The sequence below is a fragment of the Rhizobium sp. RU36D genome (genome assembly GCF_900176345.1).
Taxonomy (GTDB): Bacteria; Pseudomonadota; Alphaproteobacteria; order Rhizobiales; family Rhizobiaceae; genus Allorhizobium.
On sequence record NZ_FWXU01000011.1, the window covers coordinates 23,955 to 40,744 of the forward strand.

Consider the following 16,790-nt stretch of genomic DNA (forward strand, 5'->3'; position numbering starts at 1 on the left):
CTCCATGCCCGGGGAGAAAAACTGTGCAGTCGATCAATCGACCACGGTCGGCCAGGCAGCCATGTTCGCCTTGACGGCACTGACAAGCTTGTCTTCGCCGATGCGCCGGGCGATGCGCTTCCATTCCTTTTCGGTGTCTGCCATCGCCTGTTCCGGTGTCTTGGCCTTGGTCAGCGATGCGACGAGGTTCTCGTCGAGCGCATTGTGGAAGGCAGTCGCACCCGGATAGTTGATGGTTGGCACGGCGCGCGCCACGCTCTCGCGGACGATATCCATGTGGTAGTCGTGGTAGGTCTGGCGCACGAGCGGATCGGAAAAGTTCGACAGCTGGAACGGATCGAAGTAACCGCCCGGATTGGCCGTCATCCACGAATAGATCCGGCTCGAACCGAGCCATTGCAGCAGAAGATAACAGGCTTCCGGATGCTTGGACTGCGACGAGATCGAAGCCGACAGGTTGAGCCAGAGCACGGTGCGGCGGATCAGCTTGCCATCGACATCGCGGCCCGGCGGCAGCATGGAACCCACCTTGCCGGTGACCTTGGAGCCGGTATTGCCGGCATTGTCGAGGAATTTCGGCAGGTTGGAGAAGGCGCAGGTCATCGCCGCACCGCCATTGGCGAAATTGCCATATTGTTCCGGCCAGCCCCAGGAGATCGCATCCGGCGAGTGATGCGACAGCGATTCCACATATTCCAGCGTGGCGGCATAGCCGGCCTCGGAATTGATCAGCGGATTTCCGCTTTCATCGAACAGGAACTGGTTCGGATTGCCCATCGAAACATAGCGCTGATACCAGTTGGTATAGCCCCAGCCCTGGTTGCGCAGGTCGGTCGACCCGAACAGACCCTTGTCCGGACGGTGGAAGAAGGCCGCAATCTCGGAATGTTCCTTCCAGGTCCGCGGTGGCTTCAGTTCATAGCCATGCTTGTCGGCGAAGGCCTTCTTCTCGGCCTCGTCGTTGAAGAGATCGGTGCGGTAGTTCCAGGTTTGGAAGTCACCATCCAGCGACACACCATAGGTCGAACCATTATACTGGTTGAGCAGCGAAACGCCTTGCTTGCCGTTGACGTAACCGCGCTCCGGATCGTCCCATTCCGGCTTGTGTGCCGCAACGAAATCGTCGAGATTGAGGATGCCGCCGGTTTCAGCGAGATCGCCCAGACGGTTCCATTCAACGGCATAGATGTCGAACGCCCCACCCTTGGTGGAGATATCCTGCATCGTCTTGGTGAATTCCTGTCCGTTCGGAACGCCGACGATCTCAAGCTTGATTCCGGTTTCCTTTTCCCACAGATCCTTGATCGAGGGCGCGCCCTTCGGGAAAGGCTGCGTCAATTGCCCGATCGAACCGTCAGACAGGCCGAGAACGATCCGTTCCGGCGATTTGCCGGCTGCCTTGAGAGCCTTGGCTGCTTCCACGGCCCGGCCTTCGGGCGTCTCCGCGCCATACTGGTACCGTTCGGCTCCGTCAAATCCGGTCGGTCCGCCAATCATGCCTGGCGCCAGTGCGTCCGCAGCAAAGGCCCGACCCGGCCGGATGAATTGCGGTGCAATACCAATGGCGGCTGTCAGCACAGCCGCCTTGCCGCCACTGGCCAACAGGCCACGACGGGTCATTTCAAGTCTTGAGACCATCTTATCCTCCCACCGGGCAGACCTCCTTCCGCCCAATGATGAGGAAAATGACGACCATTATGATGACTGTCAACATCATTTTGCATCAAATTCATCATGCATCGCATCATTTGATTGCATTCAGGCGTAACCTTGCAAATCAATTCGTTGATAAATAAGCGCTTTACCCGTTCGATTGAAGGAATGAGCCTGACAGATCCCCGTTCAAATCGGGGATATCAACGCATCAACTGATTTTAAGATTGCTTTTGCCGTCAGTTGAACTACATCATTTCACATCAAAATATAAAGGCAGAGGCCGTGAGATCGACATTGATTGACATTGCAAGAGAATCCGGTGTCTCGACCGCCACGGTCGACCGGGTTCTCAATAATCGTCCGGGCGTCAGGGAGCGAACGCGGCTCATCGTCATGGAGGTTGCGACACGGCTTGGCTATTTCACCGCGCCAACCGGTCAGGATAGTCGTCTCCGCATCGATTTCGTTCTGCCCGAAGGCACCAACGCCTTCATCTTGAACCTCAAATCCGAACTTGAACGCCAGATCTCCGCAATGACGGATCTTGATGCGCGTATTCATACGGTCGAAGGGTTCAACCCGGATGTGCTCGCCGCCAAACTCGCCGAACTGGAAGACAACTCGCAAGGTGTAGGCCTGCTCGCATTCGATCATCCGGCAGTGCGCGAAGCGATGCGGCGTCTGGCCGATCGCGGCGTCAAGATCGTGACCATGGTATCTGATATCCAGCATACCCCGCGCATCGGCTATGTCGGGGTCGACAATCGAGCTGCCGGTCGCCTGGCCGGCTATATGATCGGTCGCTTTCTGCCGAAGGACCAGCCGCAAAAGATCGCCCTTTTTGCCGGCTCGCTTGCCTATCGCGGCCATGAAGAGCGAGAAATGGGATTCCGCCACATCCTGTCGGAAGAATTTCCATATCTCGAAATTGTCGACCTGCGCGAAATTCGAGATGACCGCATCCGCGCCTACGCGGAATCTACCTCGCTTCTGAAGCGCCACCTCGATCTTGCAGGCATTTACAATATCGGCGGTGGCAATTCCGGCATTGGCAAAGCGCTCGATGAATGCGGTCGAGGTCGCGAGGTCGTTTTTGTAGGCCATGAGGTGACAGAAGACACGAGGCTGATGCTTATCAAGGGTACGATGGATGCGCTGATAGACCAGAATCCGCGTGTCGAAGCCCGCGAAACAATTTCAATGCTCAAAGCCGCCATCCGCGGTGAAGCGATCAGCTATATCGGCCCGCGTATCCAGGTGGTGCTGAAAGAGAACATTCCGGATCAATAGCAAGACTTTGACAGATTAAATCAAAACACTGATAGCCTTGCAGAGTAGGTATTCCATATCGGTTTGTAGAAAGGCGGCGATACGCCGCCGCCTCACTCGCTGTCAGTAAAGCGTAAGGGCTGGAACGAAACTCACGGCGAAAAGCAGAAGCATCGCCATTATGAAGAACGGCGCAAGTTCCCGCGTCGTTTCGCCGAGCGGGGACTTCGCGATCGACGACGAGATGAAGAGCGTGGTTCCGATCGGCGGCGTATAGAGACCGATACCGAGATTGATCACCATCATCAAGCCAAGCTGCACGCGGTCCAGGCCGATCGCGTCGGCGAGCGGCACGAAGATCGGGCCGAGCAACAGGATGGCGGGTGGCATGTCGAGCGGCATGCCCACGATCAGCATGATGATGTTCATCATCAGGATGATGGCGATGGGGCTCGAGATGTTGCTCGCGACCCAGTCGGCCATCTGCTGCGGCGCCTGATCGAAGGTCAGCACCCAGCCGACAGCAGCACTCCCCATGATTACCAGCATGACGACACCCGTCCCGACACCGGCTTCAACGACGTTGTCACAGAAGCGTTTCCACGTGAGATCGCGGTAGAACAGCAGGCTGAGGAGCAGCGAGTAGACGACCGAGAGCACGGCGACTTCGGTCGGCGTTGCGAAACCGAAGCGCAAGAGCAGGATGATCAGGATCGGCAGCAGGATAGCCGGAAAGCTCTTGATCGCGAGCGTTGCCAGTTCCCGTCCGCCGAGGCGGGCCTTCTGCGTCGGATAGTTCCGGCGCACCGAGACGAACCAGCAGACAAAGACGAAGCTCGCCGCCATGATCAGCCCGGGCAGGATGCCCGCAACGAACAGGTCGCCGACGCTCACCCCGCTGACCAAGGCATACAGGATCATCGGGATCGACGGCGGGATCAGCACGTCGATGACCGAGGACGTTGCATTGTTGGCGGCGCAGAGCGCCGGCGGATAGCCGTGCTTCTTCTGCCAGGGAATCAACACCGATCCCAGGGCGCTGGCATTGGCGACGGCCGAGCCAGAGACACCACCGAACACGACGGACGAAACGACCGTGGTTGAGAGTGGCCCACCTCGCCAGCGTTGCATTGCCTTGGAGGCGAGCTCTAGCAATTGCCGACCGAGTTCTCCACCGAGCATCAGCGTGCCCGCCAGCATGAAGAACGGCAGCGCCAGCATTGGGAAAGACTGGGTTTGGTCATAGACCTGCTGGGCCACGATCGAGAGCGGAATATAGCCGTTGAACAGCACCGCGATACCGGCGGAGATGATTAGGGCGTAACCGACCGGAACCGCCAGAACCATGAGGATGCAGAAGGCGGCAATCATGATGAGCGTCATAGGGGCACATCCTCCATCTTGAGTTCGATCCGGTGCTCCCAGCCGTGCCGGAAGACACGGGCCGTGGCGGCGACCGTCAACAGGGCGACGAGCAGGGCACCGATTGCCAGCGCGTAGTATCCGACGCTGTTCGGGATACCAAGCACGGGGCTGCTTTCGGCGCTGGCGATCTCTGCCACCAGCACCGACTGATAGGCGAGAACCAGAAATGACAGGACGCTGATCGCGCCTGCCAGGGCGAAGGCGCCAAGCCGGGCGGTTCCGGTCAGCTTGTCATAGAGCCACTCGACGGCCATGTGGCCGCCCATATGCGCGGCCAACACGATCCCTGACAGGATGAACCAGGGAAAGATCAGCATTGGCAGTTCCTGTGCAAAAGAAAAACCGCCGCTGCTCAGCGCGTATCGGGCCAAAACGTTCGTCGTGGTGACGACAGTCAGCGCGATGCCGCTGGCGATAACCATGAAGCGTGCGAACTTCACGGTCAAAAGCGCCAAAATGTCGAGGGACCTCAAAAGAGCAGACATGGAAAGCCTCCGGCTTGGCAGTAGAATCAGCCGCGTGCGGCCGCTTCGATCTGTTTGACAAAGTCCCCGAACGGCTTCTGCTTCCAGTTTTCCGCGACGACGGTCGTTGCCTTCACGAAGGCTGAACGATCGACTTCCGTTACGTCAACCGCCGAATTCTTCTTGAAGGCCTCGAGCACCTGCGCAGACTTTTCGAGCGACAGCTTGCGCTGCAGATCCCCGGCCTCTTTCGCGGCGGCGCGAACGGCCTCAAGATCGGCACCCAGCCGCGCTTCGGCGATCTTGGACATCAGGAATGGCGTCGATTCCCACTTGTGTGCTGTGAGGCTGATGAAACGGTTGACCTCGAACAGCTTGGAACTTTCGATATTGGCAAGCGGGTTCTCCTGCCCGTCGACGACGCCCTGCTGCAGGGCAATATAGAGTTCGCCGAAGGCAATCTGTTCCGTGCTGGCACCGAGCGACTGGAAGATGTCGATCGTCATCGGGTCAGCAGGCGTGCGCACTTTCAGTCCCTTGACCTCGTCCGGTGTGGTCACCTTCCGCTTAAAATTGGTCAGGTGGCGGATGCCGTTGTCCCACCAGTCGAGCGGAACGACGCCAACGGCCTCGAAACGCTTGTTGAGATCCTCGCCGACGGGGCCGGCGAGCACCCGCATCGCTGCCGCAGTGTCGGCAAACAGGAAAGGCAGACCAAGCGCGGCGAGTTCCGGAACAATCGCCGAGGTTGCGCCCTGGCTGTTTGCAGTAAAGTCGAGTGCGCCGGTGCGGAGACTGGTCAGCATGGCGGAATCACTGCCGAGCGTTTCGGCGCCAGCAACATTGATCGTGACGCGGCCTTCGGTCTTCTGTCCAACCAGTTCGGCAAACTTTGCCGCTGCGACCGTGAGCGGATTGCCGGGTGCCGCGCCGTGGCCGAGGGTCAGCGTGGTGGCAGCCCGTGCCGGGCGAATGCCGACCACGATTGCCGGAGCAGCAAGAGCCACGCTGGCGCCTGTCAGGAATGTCCGTCTGTTGATGTTCATATGCATGTTCTCCTCCTTGGTGATAGTGCTTAAGTGCGAAGCCTGGCTCCGCTAGACCGCCTCCTCCTCTTGGAAAGCAGTCATTTCGACGATCTCGATCTAATCAGTGGATCAGCGAGCCACCGTTGACGTCCACCTCCGTGCCCGTGCAGTAGGCAGAGAGATCGGATGCAAGAAACAGGGCGCAACCGGCGACATCGGATGCCTCACCGGCGCGGGCCATCGGGATGCCTTCCACGATCTTCTCGAGCATATCAGGCGTCAGCTTGCCGGCGGTGATGTCGGTTGCGATGAAGCCGGGGCAGATCGCGTTGACGCGGACATTGGCAGGCGCCAGTTCGCGGGCCATCGCCTTGGTCAGGCCAAGCACGCCGGCCTTGGCGGCGGAATAGTGCGGGCCGCCGAAGATGCCGCCGCCGCGCTGCGCGGAAACCGAGCTGAGGTTGACGATAGAGCCGGACTTCTGCTCCCGCATCCCCGGAATGACCGCCTGGCTCATGTAGAGCGTGCCACGCAGGTTTACGTCGAGCACGGCGTCGTAATTGGATGGACCGATGTCCATGACCTTCAGCGGCTGCGTGATGCCGGCATTGTTCACGAGAATGTCGACGCGGCCCCAGCGCTTCAAGAGTTCGGCGATGGCCGCGTCGCAGGCAGCCTTGTCCGTCACGTTGCAGGCCAAGCCGACATGATCGGGCCCGAGGTCGGCGGCGGCACTGCGTGCGGCCTCCGCATCAAGATCGAGAATGGCGACGGTCGCACCATGTTCGGCGAACAATTTCGCAGTTGCCTTTCCAAGGCCACGTGCCGAGGCAGCGCCCGTCACCACGGCAAATTTTCCCTTCAGAAGGCTCATAAGCCCTTCTCCTCCCTTTATGCTGTTTGAGGTATTCGGCGGGCTCTTCAGAGCCAGCCCTTGATCTGTTCGATAACCTTGCCCACCGAGATGCCGTACATCTCGTGCAGCGTCGGCAATGCGCCAGCCTCCAGGAACGCGTCCGGAAGGCCGATCATGCGGAAGCGCGGAGCGATGCCGCGCGACAGTAGCCCGGCAGCAACGGCCTCCCCCAAGCCGCCCATCAGCGTGTGGTTCTCGGCGGTGACGACCAATCTTCCCCCCTTCGCCGCTTCGGCGGCGATGGTTTCGAGATCGAGCGGCTTGATGGTCGGGCAGTGCAGCACCGCCACGTCCACCTTGTCGTCGGCCAGCTTCACAGCCGCATCGAGTGCCCGCATGGTCATCAGGCCAGTGGAAATCACGAGGACATCCTTGCCCTCGCGGATCAACTGCGCCTTGCCGAGTTGGAACCGATAGTCAGGCTTGTGCTTCTTGATGACCGACGGCACCTTGCCGCGGAGCAGGCGGGAGTAAACAGGGCCCTCATGGGCAATCATCTGCGGGACCATGCCGAGAATATCGTCGGCATCGCAGGGATCGATCAGCGTCATGTTCGGCAGACCGCGGAAGATCGCGAGATCCTCCGTCGCCTGGTGGCTCGGGCCATAGCCCGTCGTCAGACCCGGCAGAGCGCAGACGATCTTCACGGGCAGGTTTTCCTCGGCAATCGCCATGGCGATGAAGTCGTAGGCGCGACGCGAGGCAAAGACGGCATAGGTCGTTGCAAAAGGGATGAAGCCTTCGCGAGCGAGACCCGCGGCTGCCGACATCAGCACCTGCTCGGCCATTCCCATCTGGTAGAAGCGATCCGGCATCGCCTGCTGGAAGATGTGGAGGTCGGTGTATTTTCCGAGATCGGCGGTGAGACCGACGATGCGTTCATCCTTGCGCGCGGCGTCGACCAGGGCATTGCCAAACGGGGCCGCGACGGTGTCATAGCCCTCGGCCGCCAGAGAGGCGATCATCGCGGAGGTCGCCTGACGCTCGCCTTCGGGCGCTTTGCGGGCTTCGTATTTGCGGGCCATTGATGCGAGGGTCATGCCGGTTTTCCTTCTTCCAGAATAGCGCGCGCCTTGTCCCATTCATCCGCTTCAACGCGGACGAAGTGGGTGATTTCGCGGCTTTCGAGGAAGGGGACCCCTTTACACATGGTGGTATCGAAGATGATGACGCGCGGCTTGAGTTCCTTGAACGCGCGCGCCTTGTCGAACGCCTCGACGACAGCGGCGAGATCGTTGCCATTGACCCGCTGGGCGTGCCAGCCAAAGGCTTCCCATTTCTCGGTCAACGGCTCGGAGCACAGCATCTCCGTCGACTTGCCGTCAGCCTGCTGGTCGTTGAAATCGACGAGGCAGATCAGGTTGTCGAGCTTGTGGTGGGCGCCGGACATCGCCGCTTCCCAGGTGGATCCTTCGCCCAATTCGCCATCCGACATCAGGTTGTAGACGAAGGCGCGATTGGCCTTGCGCTTCAGACCCATCGCCATTCCCACGGCAATGCCGAGCCCATGGCCCAGCGAACCACCGGTGATTTCCATACCCGGCGTATAGGAGGCCATGCCGGACATCGGCATGCGGCTGTCATCCATCCCATAGGTCTGCAACTCATCCTCAGGCAGGATGCCGGCTTCCATGAGAACCGCGTAGAGCGCGATGGCATAATGGCCGATCGATAGCAGAAAGCGGTCTCGCCCCTCCCACTCAGGATCTTCCGGACGATAGTCCAGAGCGTGGAAATAGGATGCAGCGAGAACGTCTGCGATGCCGAGCGCCTGCCCGATATAGCCCTGTCCTTGAACCTGCCCCATGAGCAGTGCTTTACGTCGGATGTTCCAAGCGCGCAGCTCCAATGAAACATTGGAACGCGCGACAGCGCGGCCAGCCAAAGTCATTATTTCCTCCCGGTATTCTCTGCGGTCAGAAATAGCACTGACATCGGAGGAAGGATTTTAAGAAAAGTGAAAGAGCTTTGTAGGTCACCTTAACGAAGAGCCGATAGGCTTACAGCCCCCAAGGCTTCACCTCGATCAGGTCAGTTGCCGAACCGATCCGGAAACGGCACCCCAACTGCGTCAGATGGGTGCGGGCGGCATCGTCATGCTGTTTGCACGCATTCGTCATCCAGGCCTGGAAACGCTGAACGATGCGTCGAGTGAGATGCCGTGACGGACAAACCAGCCAGTAGGCGGGAAAATCGATCACTTGATAGGCCGTCGAAAAGGGGACCAACTCGCCCCTCTGCAACTCGCCGAGACACAAGGTGACGCTGTCGAGAGCAACACCTCCTCCCTGCTTCGCCATCTCGATTGACATCGAGGATCGGTCGAACCGTAGCGGATAGTTCACCCTGGGGATATCGATCCTGTTGGCCGCGAGCCACAGATCCCAGCGATACAGCGTCTTGACACTGTCGATGAGGCGGGCACCGGCGAGTTGCCGCGAGGGATCGGGATCAATCTGCCGCAAACGTTCCAGATAGTCAGGGCTGCAGAGAGGCAGAACCAGATCGTGCATCAACGGCGTGACGGCCACGCCGCTCCAGGTGCCCATGCCGTAGCGCAGGTCGATGTCGACACTTTCGGTTTCAAACGCAGTGAAGTCGGGCGTCGCATCGATCCGGATGTTCCAGTCCTCGTTTTCGGCGGCAAATGCCCCGACCCGAGGCCCTAGCCAGCGCACCCCAAAGCTCGGACTGACACGAATGACGAAATTGCGTCGGTCGCGCTGAAAGGAAATCGCCGACCGAGCATTGCGGATAGCGCTGAAGGCCTGGGTCGTGGTCTGGAACAGGCGGTCCCCGTCCAGCGTCAGCACGAGACGACCTTTCTCACGGCGGAAGAGCTTTACGCCAAGTTGCGCCTCAAGCAGTGACAGTTGTTGGCTCACTGCCGAGGGCGAAATGCCCAGTTCTTCGGCCGCCTTGGTCACGCTGTTCAGCCGAGCGACGGCTTCGAAATACTCGGTGGCTTTGAGATTGAGATCACGCATTCAGCGACACTATCCGATTGAACTGGAACGATCCATCACTGCGGGCAGCCGAACAGTCCGGCGGGGCGAGAGGTCGAGGCGTGAGCGCTGATCGACGCCTTGACAAACCGGATCGACCGTCCACCCTTGCGGCATGTAAAGGGAAGATTTCAAAGAACATGGAGAGCATAGGCTCTTGAGAAAAGATGCAGCAGAAAATCGCCAACGCCTTCTGATCGCCGCCCGCGAGATCGTGCGTCAGCACGGCGACGATGCGCCGCTGGAGTTGATCACCGAAAAGGCCGGCGTGACAAGGGCGACGCTCTATCGCAATTTTGCTGACCGAACCGAACTCTATCAGGCCGTGTTGGAGCACGAGATCGAGGTGATCCGCGGGGAAATCGACGTGGCCGAGGGGTGCGGTCTGTTCGAGGTCATGCGCAAACTCATCGATGTCAGCGATATCTACCACGCCTTCGCCAGCGCAAGCCAGAACACGTCGGAACCCGGAGAGGCCTGTTCGCCCGCCCCGCTGTTGAGCCTCATCGCCGCGCCCCTTGAGAACGCCAAGGTTCAGGGAATGGTCCGGCAAAGCCTGACGCCGGAGGAGGTGCTTCTGGCCTGCCGCATGGTGTCCTATGGCTGGAAGCTCGATGGGGAGCCAGACCAGCGCGTCGCGATCAATCGCCGGCTTTTGCTTGTTATTCGCGGGCTGTCCGGGGATCTTCGGTGGATCCCGACCGATCCCACGGCATCCGATCCGGCCGACCGCATTCATCGGAATGCGGCCGCAAAAGAGACCGGACCGGAAATCACGGAAGCATGACTTCGGCACGCTCGCGCCGGGTGACGGAGGTCCAGATTTCATCGGCGATCCGGTCCGGCTGAATGACCATGGCCGGATCGATGGGGATGCCGGCTTCCTTGGCGCTGCGCATGCCCGTGGAATTGCCGATGAAGGAGCCGATGCTGACGCCGCCGGCATAAACGCCCTTGTCGGCGACCTCACCGTTGAGCGTGAGAATGTAATTGCGCGCAGCCGCCATCACGGGGCCAACGCCGCTGAGACCCGGCATTGGCTTGACGGCCGTCGAACCGCCGACGATGACAATGGCGCCATCCCCACGCGCCAGCATGCCGGGCAGCACCCGGTTTGCCACTTCGACCGGGCCGAGGAGGTAAAGGGGCGTCAGGTCCTTCAGCTTGTCGGCATCGAGTTGGGCGGCGGGCACGAAGCCGAAACCGGGCGGCAGGGGTGCATAGACCGCAACATCGATGCCGCCAAGCGTTGCTTCGATGGAGGCCACCAGTTCGGGGATTGCGCCGGTATCGGTCAGGTCCGCGGCGAATGCCGTTGCCGAGATACCGTCCTTGGCGAGTTCAGCCACGTGTTCTTCAAGAACCGATTTACGACGGGCGACGAGGGCAACATGATAGCCTTCGCGGCCAAACCGGCGGGCCACCGACGCACCAAGTCCGCTTCCCGCGCCGAAAACGGCTATGGTCTTCTTCTGTGTCACTGCGATATCCTTTCAGGGTTTCAATGGTGCTGCCGATATGATGTCTGCACCCGGGAAGCCGCAAGAACGCAGACGCGTGAGACCTGGTCACATCCATCTGCCCACCCTGAACGGAGCTGCACACCTTGGACTGCACAAAAGTGAACGAAATGCTGGGCCGAATGGGAGACAAGTGGACGATCCTGGTGATGACGTTGCTGAGCGAAAGACCGCACCGGTTCAACGAGTTGAAGCGCCTCATCGGCGGCGTCTCTCAGCAGATGCTGACGAGAACACTACGCGCGCTGGAGCGCGACGGTATGGTCTCCCGAGAGGTTTTTCCCACGATGCCGCCCCAGGTCTAATACAGCCTGACCGATCTTGGCCGCTAGGTCTCGGAACCACTCATGCAACTCGCCGGCTGCCTGCTCGGCCACATCGACGAGATTGAGCGCCACCGGAGCCTGTATGACCAACGGAACGAGGACTCGCGAGGTCGAGGAATAGCAACCTGGCGCTGAAGGACGCGAACGCACGGGAGTCCGATCCGATGACCGATCGACCGTCTTAGCAAAAATTTCGGTCGATGCTCTTGCGCCAACAGTAAACGAACACCATTGTACGCTTACAAAACGTACAATGGTGTTCGTTTATTTCGGAGACATGACTATGTATGCAGTAACTGGTGCGACGGGACAGCTTGGTCGCAAGGTGGTGAAGAGCCTTCTGACGCGCGTGGCCGCCGATGAAATCGTCGCACTCGTTCGTGACCCGGCCAAGGCTGAAGACCTTGGCGTTCCAGCACGCGCCGCCGATTACTTCGTTCCTTCTTCCTTCGAAACCGCTCTTTCAGGCGTCGAAACGCTGCTTCTCATCTCGTCCAGTTCGATGGAGAACCCATCAACGTGATCAACGCGGCCAAGAAGGCTGGCGTCAAGCGCGTGATCTATACGAGCCTGCTGCATGCAGACCGTTGGACTCATTGGTTCTCGGCCGACCATACCAAGACGGAAGAAGCGCTGAAGGCCTCGGGTCTGGCGTACACGATCCTGCGCAATGGCTGGTACTGGGAAAACCATACCGTCGCTATCGCCCCGTCCCTGGCGCATGGCGCCTTGATCGGTAGCGCAGGCGACGCGCTCATCTCCTGGGCTTCGCGCCAGGACTTTGCGGATGCGGCAGCCATCGCGCTGACGACATCAGGCCATGACGGCAAGACCTACGAACTCGGGGGAGACAAGGGCTATCGTATGGCCGATATCGCAGCGGAAGTGGTCCGTCAGACGGGCAAGCCCTATGTCTATCAGAACCTGACCGAAGCGCAGCACGCCGTCGTTCTGGAACAGATCGGCCTTCCGAAGATGTTGGCCGAAGTGATCGCCGGCGTCGAAGCCCAGGGCGTCGCAACCGGCGTCCTGCATGAGGACAACGGCCAGCTCGGCAAGTTCATTGGCCGGCAGACGGCCACCCTGGCCGAGGCCGTCGCCGAGGCGCTGGCGCCTGCCGCCTGATCTGACAGTATCCCACTCCGAGTATCCCCTCCGGCATCCCACTCGAGCGATGCCGGAGGATCCCTTGAAGAAAAGACAAGCTTCGCCCGGATGCTTGCCTGATATGCCGTACTAACGGCTGCCATGGCGCCCAGCGCGGATCCGGTCGAGGAACGCAAGAAGCCTCAGGCTGCCGACTCTGATGCGATGTCTTCTGCGCGGTGGCAGGCGACACGCGTTCCAGCGAAATCACGCAGTTCCGGGCGCTGCTTTCGACAGAGATCCACAGCGAATGGACAGCGCGGATGGAAAGCGCAGCCGGGCGGCGGCGAGATGGGGTCCGGCACCTCGCCCCTGGGCAAGTCTATGTCGCGCGTGCGCCCGTCCATCAGCGGCGCCGCAGCCAGCAGCATCTGGGTATAGGGATGTCGCGGCTGGGCAAACAGTTGCGCCGGGGTCGCCTCTTCCATCAAGCGACCGAGATAGAGCACACCGATCCGGTCCGCCATGTGGCGAACCACAGTCAGATCGTGGCTGATGAACATATAGGTCAGGCCCAATTCGTCGCGCAGATCGCTCATCAGGTTCAAGACCTGTGCCTGCACCGACACGTCCAGTGCCGAGGTCGGCTCGTCGCAAATGATGAGACGCGGCTTTGCCGCCAAGGCGCGGGCGATGCAGATGCGTTGTCGCTGCCCGCCAGAAAATTCGTGCGGAAACTTGTCGGCATCTTCGGCAGACAGGCCCACCTGTTCCAGCAGGCGCTCGGCCAGCCCCTCGGTCGTGCCACCTTTGACCACCACGGGTTCGCAGATGATGCGGCGTACTCGCCAGCGCGGGTTGAGACTGGCATAGGGGTCCTGAAAGATCATCTGAATGCCGGCATCCCTGCGTATGGCCGGATCGGCGTGGAGGTCGGCACCCCCTACCTTCACCGTCCCCTCGCTCGGTGGCATCAGGCCAGCAAGCATCCGCCCGATGGTCGATTTGCCGGATCCGCTCTCGCCCACAAGCGCGTAGACGGCGCCCTCCTCGATCTGGAACGAGACATCCGATACGGCCAACAGAGTTCGGCGCGGCAGCCGCTCGATGACGCGGTTCAACCAAGGCTTGGATACGTCAAAGCTGCGGCCAAGATGAGTGACGTCGACAAAGGCAGTCATGTGGAATGCTCCAGCGGGAACCAGCAGGCGGCCCGGCCTTGGGGATCATCGGCGATCACGGGCGGCGGGTCAGTACGGCATTTATCGGCCGATCGAGGACATCGCGGATGGAAGGCGCAACCGGGTGGAAGTTTGGACGGGCGCGGCATGGCGCCGGGAATTTGGCGCAACCGGCGCTGCCCGATCGACAGCGACGGCATGGCCCCCATCAGCCCGTCGGCATAGGGATGCCGCGGCGCGTTGATCACCGCGCGAACCGGGCCAAGTTCCGCCAATCGTCCTGCATACATCACCGCCACGCGGTCCGCGGCCTCGGCGATAACGCCCATGTCGTGGGTGACAAGCATGACTGCCGTGCCACGATCGCGGCACAAGCGGCGTAGTAGCGCAATGATCTGCGCCTGCACCGAGACATCCAGCGCGGTCGTCGGCTCGTCGGCGATCACGAGGCTCGGCTCCGCGCACAGTGCAAGCGCGATCACCACCCGCTGGCGCATGCCGCCGGAAAACTCGTGCGGATAGCTGTTCAGTCGCTCTGCGGCGGCGGGGATACCCACTTCCTCCAAGGCCGCGACAGCACGATCGCGCGCCTGCGCCGCCGTCAGCGGCAGGTGTTCCCGCATCGTTTCGGTCAACTGATCGCCGATCCGCAACAGCGGGTTCAGCGAGGTCAGCGGGTCCTGGAACACCATGCCGATCCGACGCCCTCGAATGCGACGCAACGCGTCCGGTGGCAGGTTGTCGATGCGCTGGCCGTTCAGCCAGATCTCGCCCGAGGCGATATGCGCGGGGCGGTCCAGGAGCCCGATGATGGCATTGCCGGCCATGGATTTTCCGGCACCGCTTTCGCCCACGACCCCCAGGATTTCCCCAGGTGCTATGTCGTAGCTGATGTTGTTCACCGGGCGACTGATGCCCGAACGGGAGGGGATCGCAACCACGAGGTTGCGGACGGACAAGACAGGCGTTGATGTCATTTCAGCCTCGGATTCAGGGCGTCGCGCAACCAGTCACCCAAGGAGTTGACGGCCAATGCCAGCGCCAGCAGCGTGATGGCCGGGAACAGCAGGATCCACCATTCGCCAGAGAACAGAAAGGTCTGGCCAATGCGGATCAGCGTGCCGAGGGATGGCTGCGTCGGCGGCGCGCCAACGCCGAGAAAGCTGAGCGTGGCCTCGGCGATGATGGCCAGCGCCAAAGAGATCGTGGCGATTACCAGTATGGGGTTCAGGACATTGGGCAGGATGTGCAGGACCATGATCGCAACCGGCTTGCGGCCGATCAGGCGCGCGGCTTGGACATAGTCACGGTTCTTTTCCACCATGGTCGCTCCCCGCACGACGCGGGCAAACGGCACCCAATCCGATAGGCCGATTGCGATGATCAGCACCCAGATCGCCATTTGATCCCGGTATTGCGGATCGATGATGCCTTTTGCGACCCCGAAGATCAGCATGGCAACCAGAATGGCGGGAAATGTCAGCTGGATATCGGCCACCCGCATGATGAAGCCATCTACCCGCCCGCCGGCATAGCCTGCCACGAGCCCCAGCGAAACGCCGAGCACAAGCCCAAACAGGACGGCCAGCACCCCGACAAACAGCGAAACCCGCATCCCATATAATATAGTCGAAAACACGTCGCGACCCTGGTCGTCGGTGCCGAGCAGGAAGACCTCGCCGGTAAAGGCGTTTGGCGTCATTGGTGCGGAAAAGCCGTTCATCAGGTTCAGGCTCGACGAGTCAAACGGGTTGTAGGGCGCGATCAAGGGGGCGAAGATCGCTGCAAGGACCAGGACCAACGTGACCAAGGCCGAGAGGATCGCCATCGGCGAATGGCGGAATTTCCAGCCGAAATCCGACTGCCAGAGGGAGGAGAGGTGGCGGATCATGCTTTGACACTTTCCATATGCAGCCGGGGATCAATGGCGAAATACAGCAGGTCGACCACCAGGTTGATGCTGACGAACAGCACTGACATCAGCATCAGGTAGGCCGCCATCATCGGAATATCGACGAACTGCACGGCGTTGATGAACAGCAGGCCCATGCCTGGCCACTGAAACACGGTTTCGGTGATGATCGAGAACGCGATGATGCTGCCCATCTGCAAGCCGGTGACCGTGATCACCGGCACAAGCGTGTTTTTCAGCGCGTGGCGGAAGTTGATCGAGCGTTCGCGCAGACCACGGGCGCGGGCGAAGCGGATGTAATCCTGCCGGAGCACGTCCAGCATTTCCGACCGCACGATGCGCATGATCAAGGTCATCTGGTAAAGGCCGAGCGTGATGGCCGGCAGGATCAATGCGACAAGACCGGATTGCGTGAGAAAGCCCGTTGTCCAGCCGCCGACCCGTACCGTCTCGCCCCGGCCAAAACTGGGCAGCCAATCCAACTGTACCGAAAACACATAGATCAGCACGATACCGATCAGGAACGTGGGCAGCGACACCCCGATCAAGGACAAGGTCATGATCGCGCTGGACATCAGGCTGTTGCGCTTGATCGCGGTGATGACGCCCAGTCCAATACCGAAGACCAGAGCCATCAGCCCGGATACGGCCGCCAGTTCCAACGTGGCGGGTGCACGTTCCGCGATGATGTCGGCCACGGGCCGCCCCTGCCGATAGCTGATGCCGAAATCACCCTGCACCGCATTGCGAAGGAAGACCGCGTATTGCACGAGGACCGACCGGTCGAGGCCGAGGCGTTCACGCAGTTCTACTATGTCGGCCTGGGTGCGTTCCTGCCCTAGCATGTTGTTCACCGGATCGCCGATGAAGCGGAACATGCCAAAGGACACCGCCCCGACAACAAGCAGAACAACGGCAGACTGGAACAGGCGGCGAATAAGGAATGCGAGCATCTCGATGTTCTCGACTGAAAACGACCAAAGACCCGGCGGCAATGGCGCC

The 16,790-nt window shown here is 60.5% G+C and carries 18 protein-coding genes; 5 read left to right on the forward strand and 13 right to left on the reverse strand.

Translation table 11 applies throughout. From position 1 onward, the window contains the following. Positions 1–33: 33 nt before the first annotated feature. The gene (locus B9A97_RS14985; RefSeq protein WP_084366164.1) at positions 34–1,638 is read right to left on the reverse strand and encodes an extracellular solute-binding protein; all 1,605 of its coding nucleotides are present in this window, start codon (positions 1,636–1,638) and stop codon (positions 34–36) included. Between the two features lie 300 nt (positions 1,639–1,938). On the opposite strand from B9A97_RS14985, the gene B9A97_RS14990 reads away from it, so the two are divergent. After that, a complete protein-coding gene (locus B9A97_RS14990) occupies positions 1,939–2,946 on the forward strand; it encodes a LacI family DNA-binding transcriptional regulator (protein ID WP_084366165.1) in 1,008 nt (335 codons plus the stop codon). Positions 2,947–3,048: 102 nt separating this feature from the next. Here the strand turns inward: B9A97_RS14990 and B9A97_RS14995 are convergent, their stop codons facing one another. The 7 genes from B9A97_RS14995 to B9A97_RS15025 all read right to left on the reverse strand — a co-directional run bounded on the left by B9A97_RS14995 (position 3,049) and on the right by B9A97_RS15025 (position 9,745). Continuing rightward, the gene (locus tag B9A97_RS14995) at positions 3,049–4,308 is read right to left on the reverse strand and encodes a TRAP transporter large permease subunit (protein WP_084366166.1); all 1,260 of its coding nucleotides are present in this window, start codon (positions 4,306–4,308) and stop codon (positions 3,049–3,051) included. Further along, positions 4,305–4,835 carry a TRAP transporter small permease gene (locus B9A97_RS15000; protein WP_084366167.1) on the reverse strand — a complete coding sequence of 177 codons (531 nt, stop codon included), beginning with the start codon at positions 4,833–4,835 and terminating at the stop codon, positions 4,305–4,307. The genes B9A97_RS14995 and B9A97_RS15000 overlap by 4 nt, the downstream gene beginning before the upstream one ends. Before the next feature lie 26 nt (positions 4,836–4,861). After that, entirely contained in the window at positions 4,862–5,866 is a 1,005-nt protein-coding gene (locus tag B9A97_RS15005; protein ID WP_084366168.1) for a TRAP transporter substrate-binding protein, read from the reverse strand. A gap of 97 nt (positions 5,867–5,963) precedes the next feature. After that, positions 5,964–6,716 (reverse strand): SDR family NAD(P)-dependent oxidoreductase, encoded by a 753-nt coding sequence (locus B9A97_RS15010; RefSeq protein WP_084366169.1) that lies wholly within the window; start codon positions 6,714–6,716, stop codon positions 5,964–5,966. Between the two features lie 47 nt (positions 6,717–6,763). After that, positions 6,764–7,783, reverse strand: a complete 1,020-nt coding sequence (locus B9A97_RS15015; RefSeq protein WP_210189704.1) for a transketolase family protein — start codon at positions 7,781–7,783, stop codon at positions 6,764–6,766. 11 nt (positions 7,784–7,794) lie between these two features. Then, a complete protein-coding gene (locus B9A97_RS15020) occupies positions 7,795–8,649 on the reverse strand; it encodes a transketolase (RefSeq protein ID WP_084366171.1) in 855 nt (284 codons plus the stop codon). A 109-nt stretch (positions 8,650–8,758) separates the two neighbouring features. Next, positions 8,759–9,745, reverse strand: a complete 987-nt coding sequence (locus B9A97_RS15025; protein WP_084366172.1) for a LysR family transcriptional regulator — start codon at positions 9,743–9,745, stop codon at positions 8,759–8,761. 175 nt (positions 9,746–9,920) lie between these two features. Between B9A97_RS15025 and B9A97_RS15030 the strand changes: the two genes are divergently transcribed. Next, on the forward strand, positions 9,921–10,550 hold the full coding sequence (locus B9A97_RS15030; RefSeq protein ID WP_084366173.1) for a TetR/AcrR family transcriptional regulator: 630 nt from the start codon (positions 9,921–9,923) through the stop codon (positions 10,548–10,550). On the opposite strand, the gene B9A97_RS15035 is transcribed toward B9A97_RS15030, so the two are convergent. Then, entirely contained in the window at positions 10,537–11,244 is a 708-nt protein-coding gene (locus B9A97_RS15035; protein WP_084366174.1) for an SDR family NAD(P)-dependent oxidoreductase, read from the reverse strand. The genes B9A97_RS15030 and B9A97_RS15035 overlap by 14 nt on opposite strands. A gap of 149 nt (positions 11,245–11,393) precedes the next feature. Here B9A97_RS15035 and B9A97_RS30390 point away from each other — a divergent pair, with 149 nt between their 5' ends. The 3 genes from B9A97_RS30390 (at position 11,394) to B9A97_RS15045 (ending at position 12,734) form a co-directional block, all read left to right on the forward strand. Next, positions 11,394–11,588, forward strand: coding sequence for a winged helix-turn-helix transcriptional regulator (locus tag B9A97_RS30390; RefSeq protein WP_210189705.1), 195 nt, complete (start codon positions 11,394–11,396; stop codon positions 11,586–11,588). 304 nt (positions 11,589–11,892) lie between these two features. Beyond that, the gene (locus B9A97_RS30395; RefSeq protein WP_348532396.1) at positions 11,893–12,132 is read left to right on the forward strand and encodes an NAD(P)H-binding protein; all 240 of its coding nucleotides are present in this window, start codon (positions 11,893–11,895) and stop codon (positions 12,130–12,132) included. Next, positions 12,129–12,734: an NAD(P)H-binding protein gene (locus B9A97_RS15045; RefSeq protein WP_348532397.1), complete on the forward strand. Its 606-nt coding sequence runs from the start codon at positions 12,129–12,131 to the stop codon at positions 12,732–12,734. The genes B9A97_RS30395 and B9A97_RS15045 overlap by 4 nt, the downstream gene beginning before the upstream one ends. Before the next feature lie 164 nt (positions 12,735–12,898). Here B9A97_RS15045 and B9A97_RS15050 read toward each other — a convergent pair whose 3' ends face one another. The 4 genes from B9A97_RS15050 to B9A97_RS15065 are packed head-to-tail and all read right to left on the reverse strand — an operon-like array spanning position 12,899 to position 16,741. Further along, positions 12,899–13,876 carry an ABC transporter ATP-binding protein gene (locus B9A97_RS15050; protein WP_084366175.1) on the reverse strand — a complete coding sequence of 326 codons (978 nt, stop codon included), beginning with the start codon at positions 13,874–13,876 and terminating at the stop codon, positions 12,899–12,901. Then, positions 13,873–14,853 carry an ABC transporter ATP-binding protein gene (locus B9A97_RS15055; RefSeq protein WP_084366176.1) on the reverse strand — a complete coding sequence of 327 codons (981 nt, stop codon included), beginning with the start codon at positions 14,851–14,853 and terminating at the stop codon, positions 13,873–13,875. The genes B9A97_RS15050 and B9A97_RS15055 overlap by 4 nt, the downstream gene beginning before the upstream one ends. Next, positions 14,850–15,767, reverse strand: coding sequence for an ABC transporter permease (locus B9A97_RS15060; RefSeq protein ID WP_084366177.1), 918 nt, complete (start codon positions 15,765–15,767; stop codon positions 14,850–14,852). The genes B9A97_RS15055 and B9A97_RS15060 overlap by 4 nt, the downstream gene beginning before the upstream one ends. Next, a complete protein-coding gene (locus B9A97_RS15065) occupies positions 15,764–16,741 on the reverse strand; it encodes an ABC transporter permease (RefSeq protein WP_084366178.1) in 978 nt (325 codons plus the stop codon). Before B9A97_RS15065 ends, B9A97_RS15060 begins: the two co-directional genes overlap by 4 nt. Positions 16,742–16,790: the final 49 nt, after the last annotated feature.

Bases quoted from the DNA above. Each gene is read 5' to 3' on its own strand.
- B9A97_RS14995 (WP_084366166.1), bottom strand. From the start codon at position 4,308: ATGACGCTCATCATGATTGCCGCCTTCTGCATCCTCATGGTTCTGGCG.
- B9A97_RS15065 (WP_084366178.1), bottom strand. From the start codon at position 16,741: ATGCTCGCATTCCTTATTCGCCGCCTGTTCCAGTCTGCCGTTGTTCTG.
- B9A97_RS15060 (WP_084366177.1), bottom strand. From the start codon at position 15,767: ATGATCCGCCACCTCTCCTCCCTCTGGCAGTCGGATTTCGGCTGGAAA.
- B9A97_RS15015 (WP_210189704.1), bottom strand. From the start codon at position 7,783: ATGGCCCGCAAATACGAAGCCCGCAAAGCGCCCGAAGGCGAGCGTCAG.
- B9A97_RS30395 (WP_348532396.1), top strand. From the start codon at position 11,893: ATGTATGCAGTAACTGGTGCGACGGGACAGCTTGGTCGCAAGGTGGTG.
- B9A97_RS15025 (WP_084366172.1), bottom strand. From the start codon at position 9,745: ATGCGTGATCTCAATCTCAAAGCCACCGAGTATTTCGAAGCCGTCGCT.
- B9A97_RS15005 (WP_084366168.1), bottom strand. From the start codon at position 5,866: ATGCATATGAACATCAACAGACGGACATTCCTGACAGGCGCCAGCGTG.
- B9A97_RS30390 (WP_210189705.1), top strand. From the start codon at position 11,394: ATGCTGGGCCGAATGGGAGACAAGTGGACGATCCTGGTGATGACGTTG.
- B9A97_RS15055 (WP_084366176.1), bottom strand. From the start codon at position 14,853: ATGACATCAACGCCTGTCTTGTCCGTCCGCAACCTCGTGGTTGCGATC.
- B9A97_RS14985 (WP_084366164.1), bottom strand. From the start codon at position 1,638: ATGGTCTCAAGACTTGAAATGACCCGTCGTGGCCTGTTGGCCAGTGGC.
- B9A97_RS15010 (WP_084366169.1), bottom strand. From the start codon at position 6,716: ATGAGCCTTCTGAAGGGAAAATTTGCCGTGGTGACGGGCGCTGCCTCG.
- B9A97_RS15050 (WP_084366175.1), bottom strand. From the start codon at position 13,876: ATGACTGCCTTTGTCGACGTCACTCATCTTGGCCGCAGCTTTGACGTA.
- B9A97_RS15020 (WP_084366171.1), bottom strand. From the start codon at position 8,649: ATGACTTTGGCTGGCCGCGCTGTCGCGCGTTCCAATGTTTCATTGGAG.
- B9A97_RS15000 (WP_084366167.1), bottom strand. From the start codon at position 4,835: ATGTCTGCTCTTTTGAGGTCCCTCGACATTTTGGCGCTTTTGACCGTG.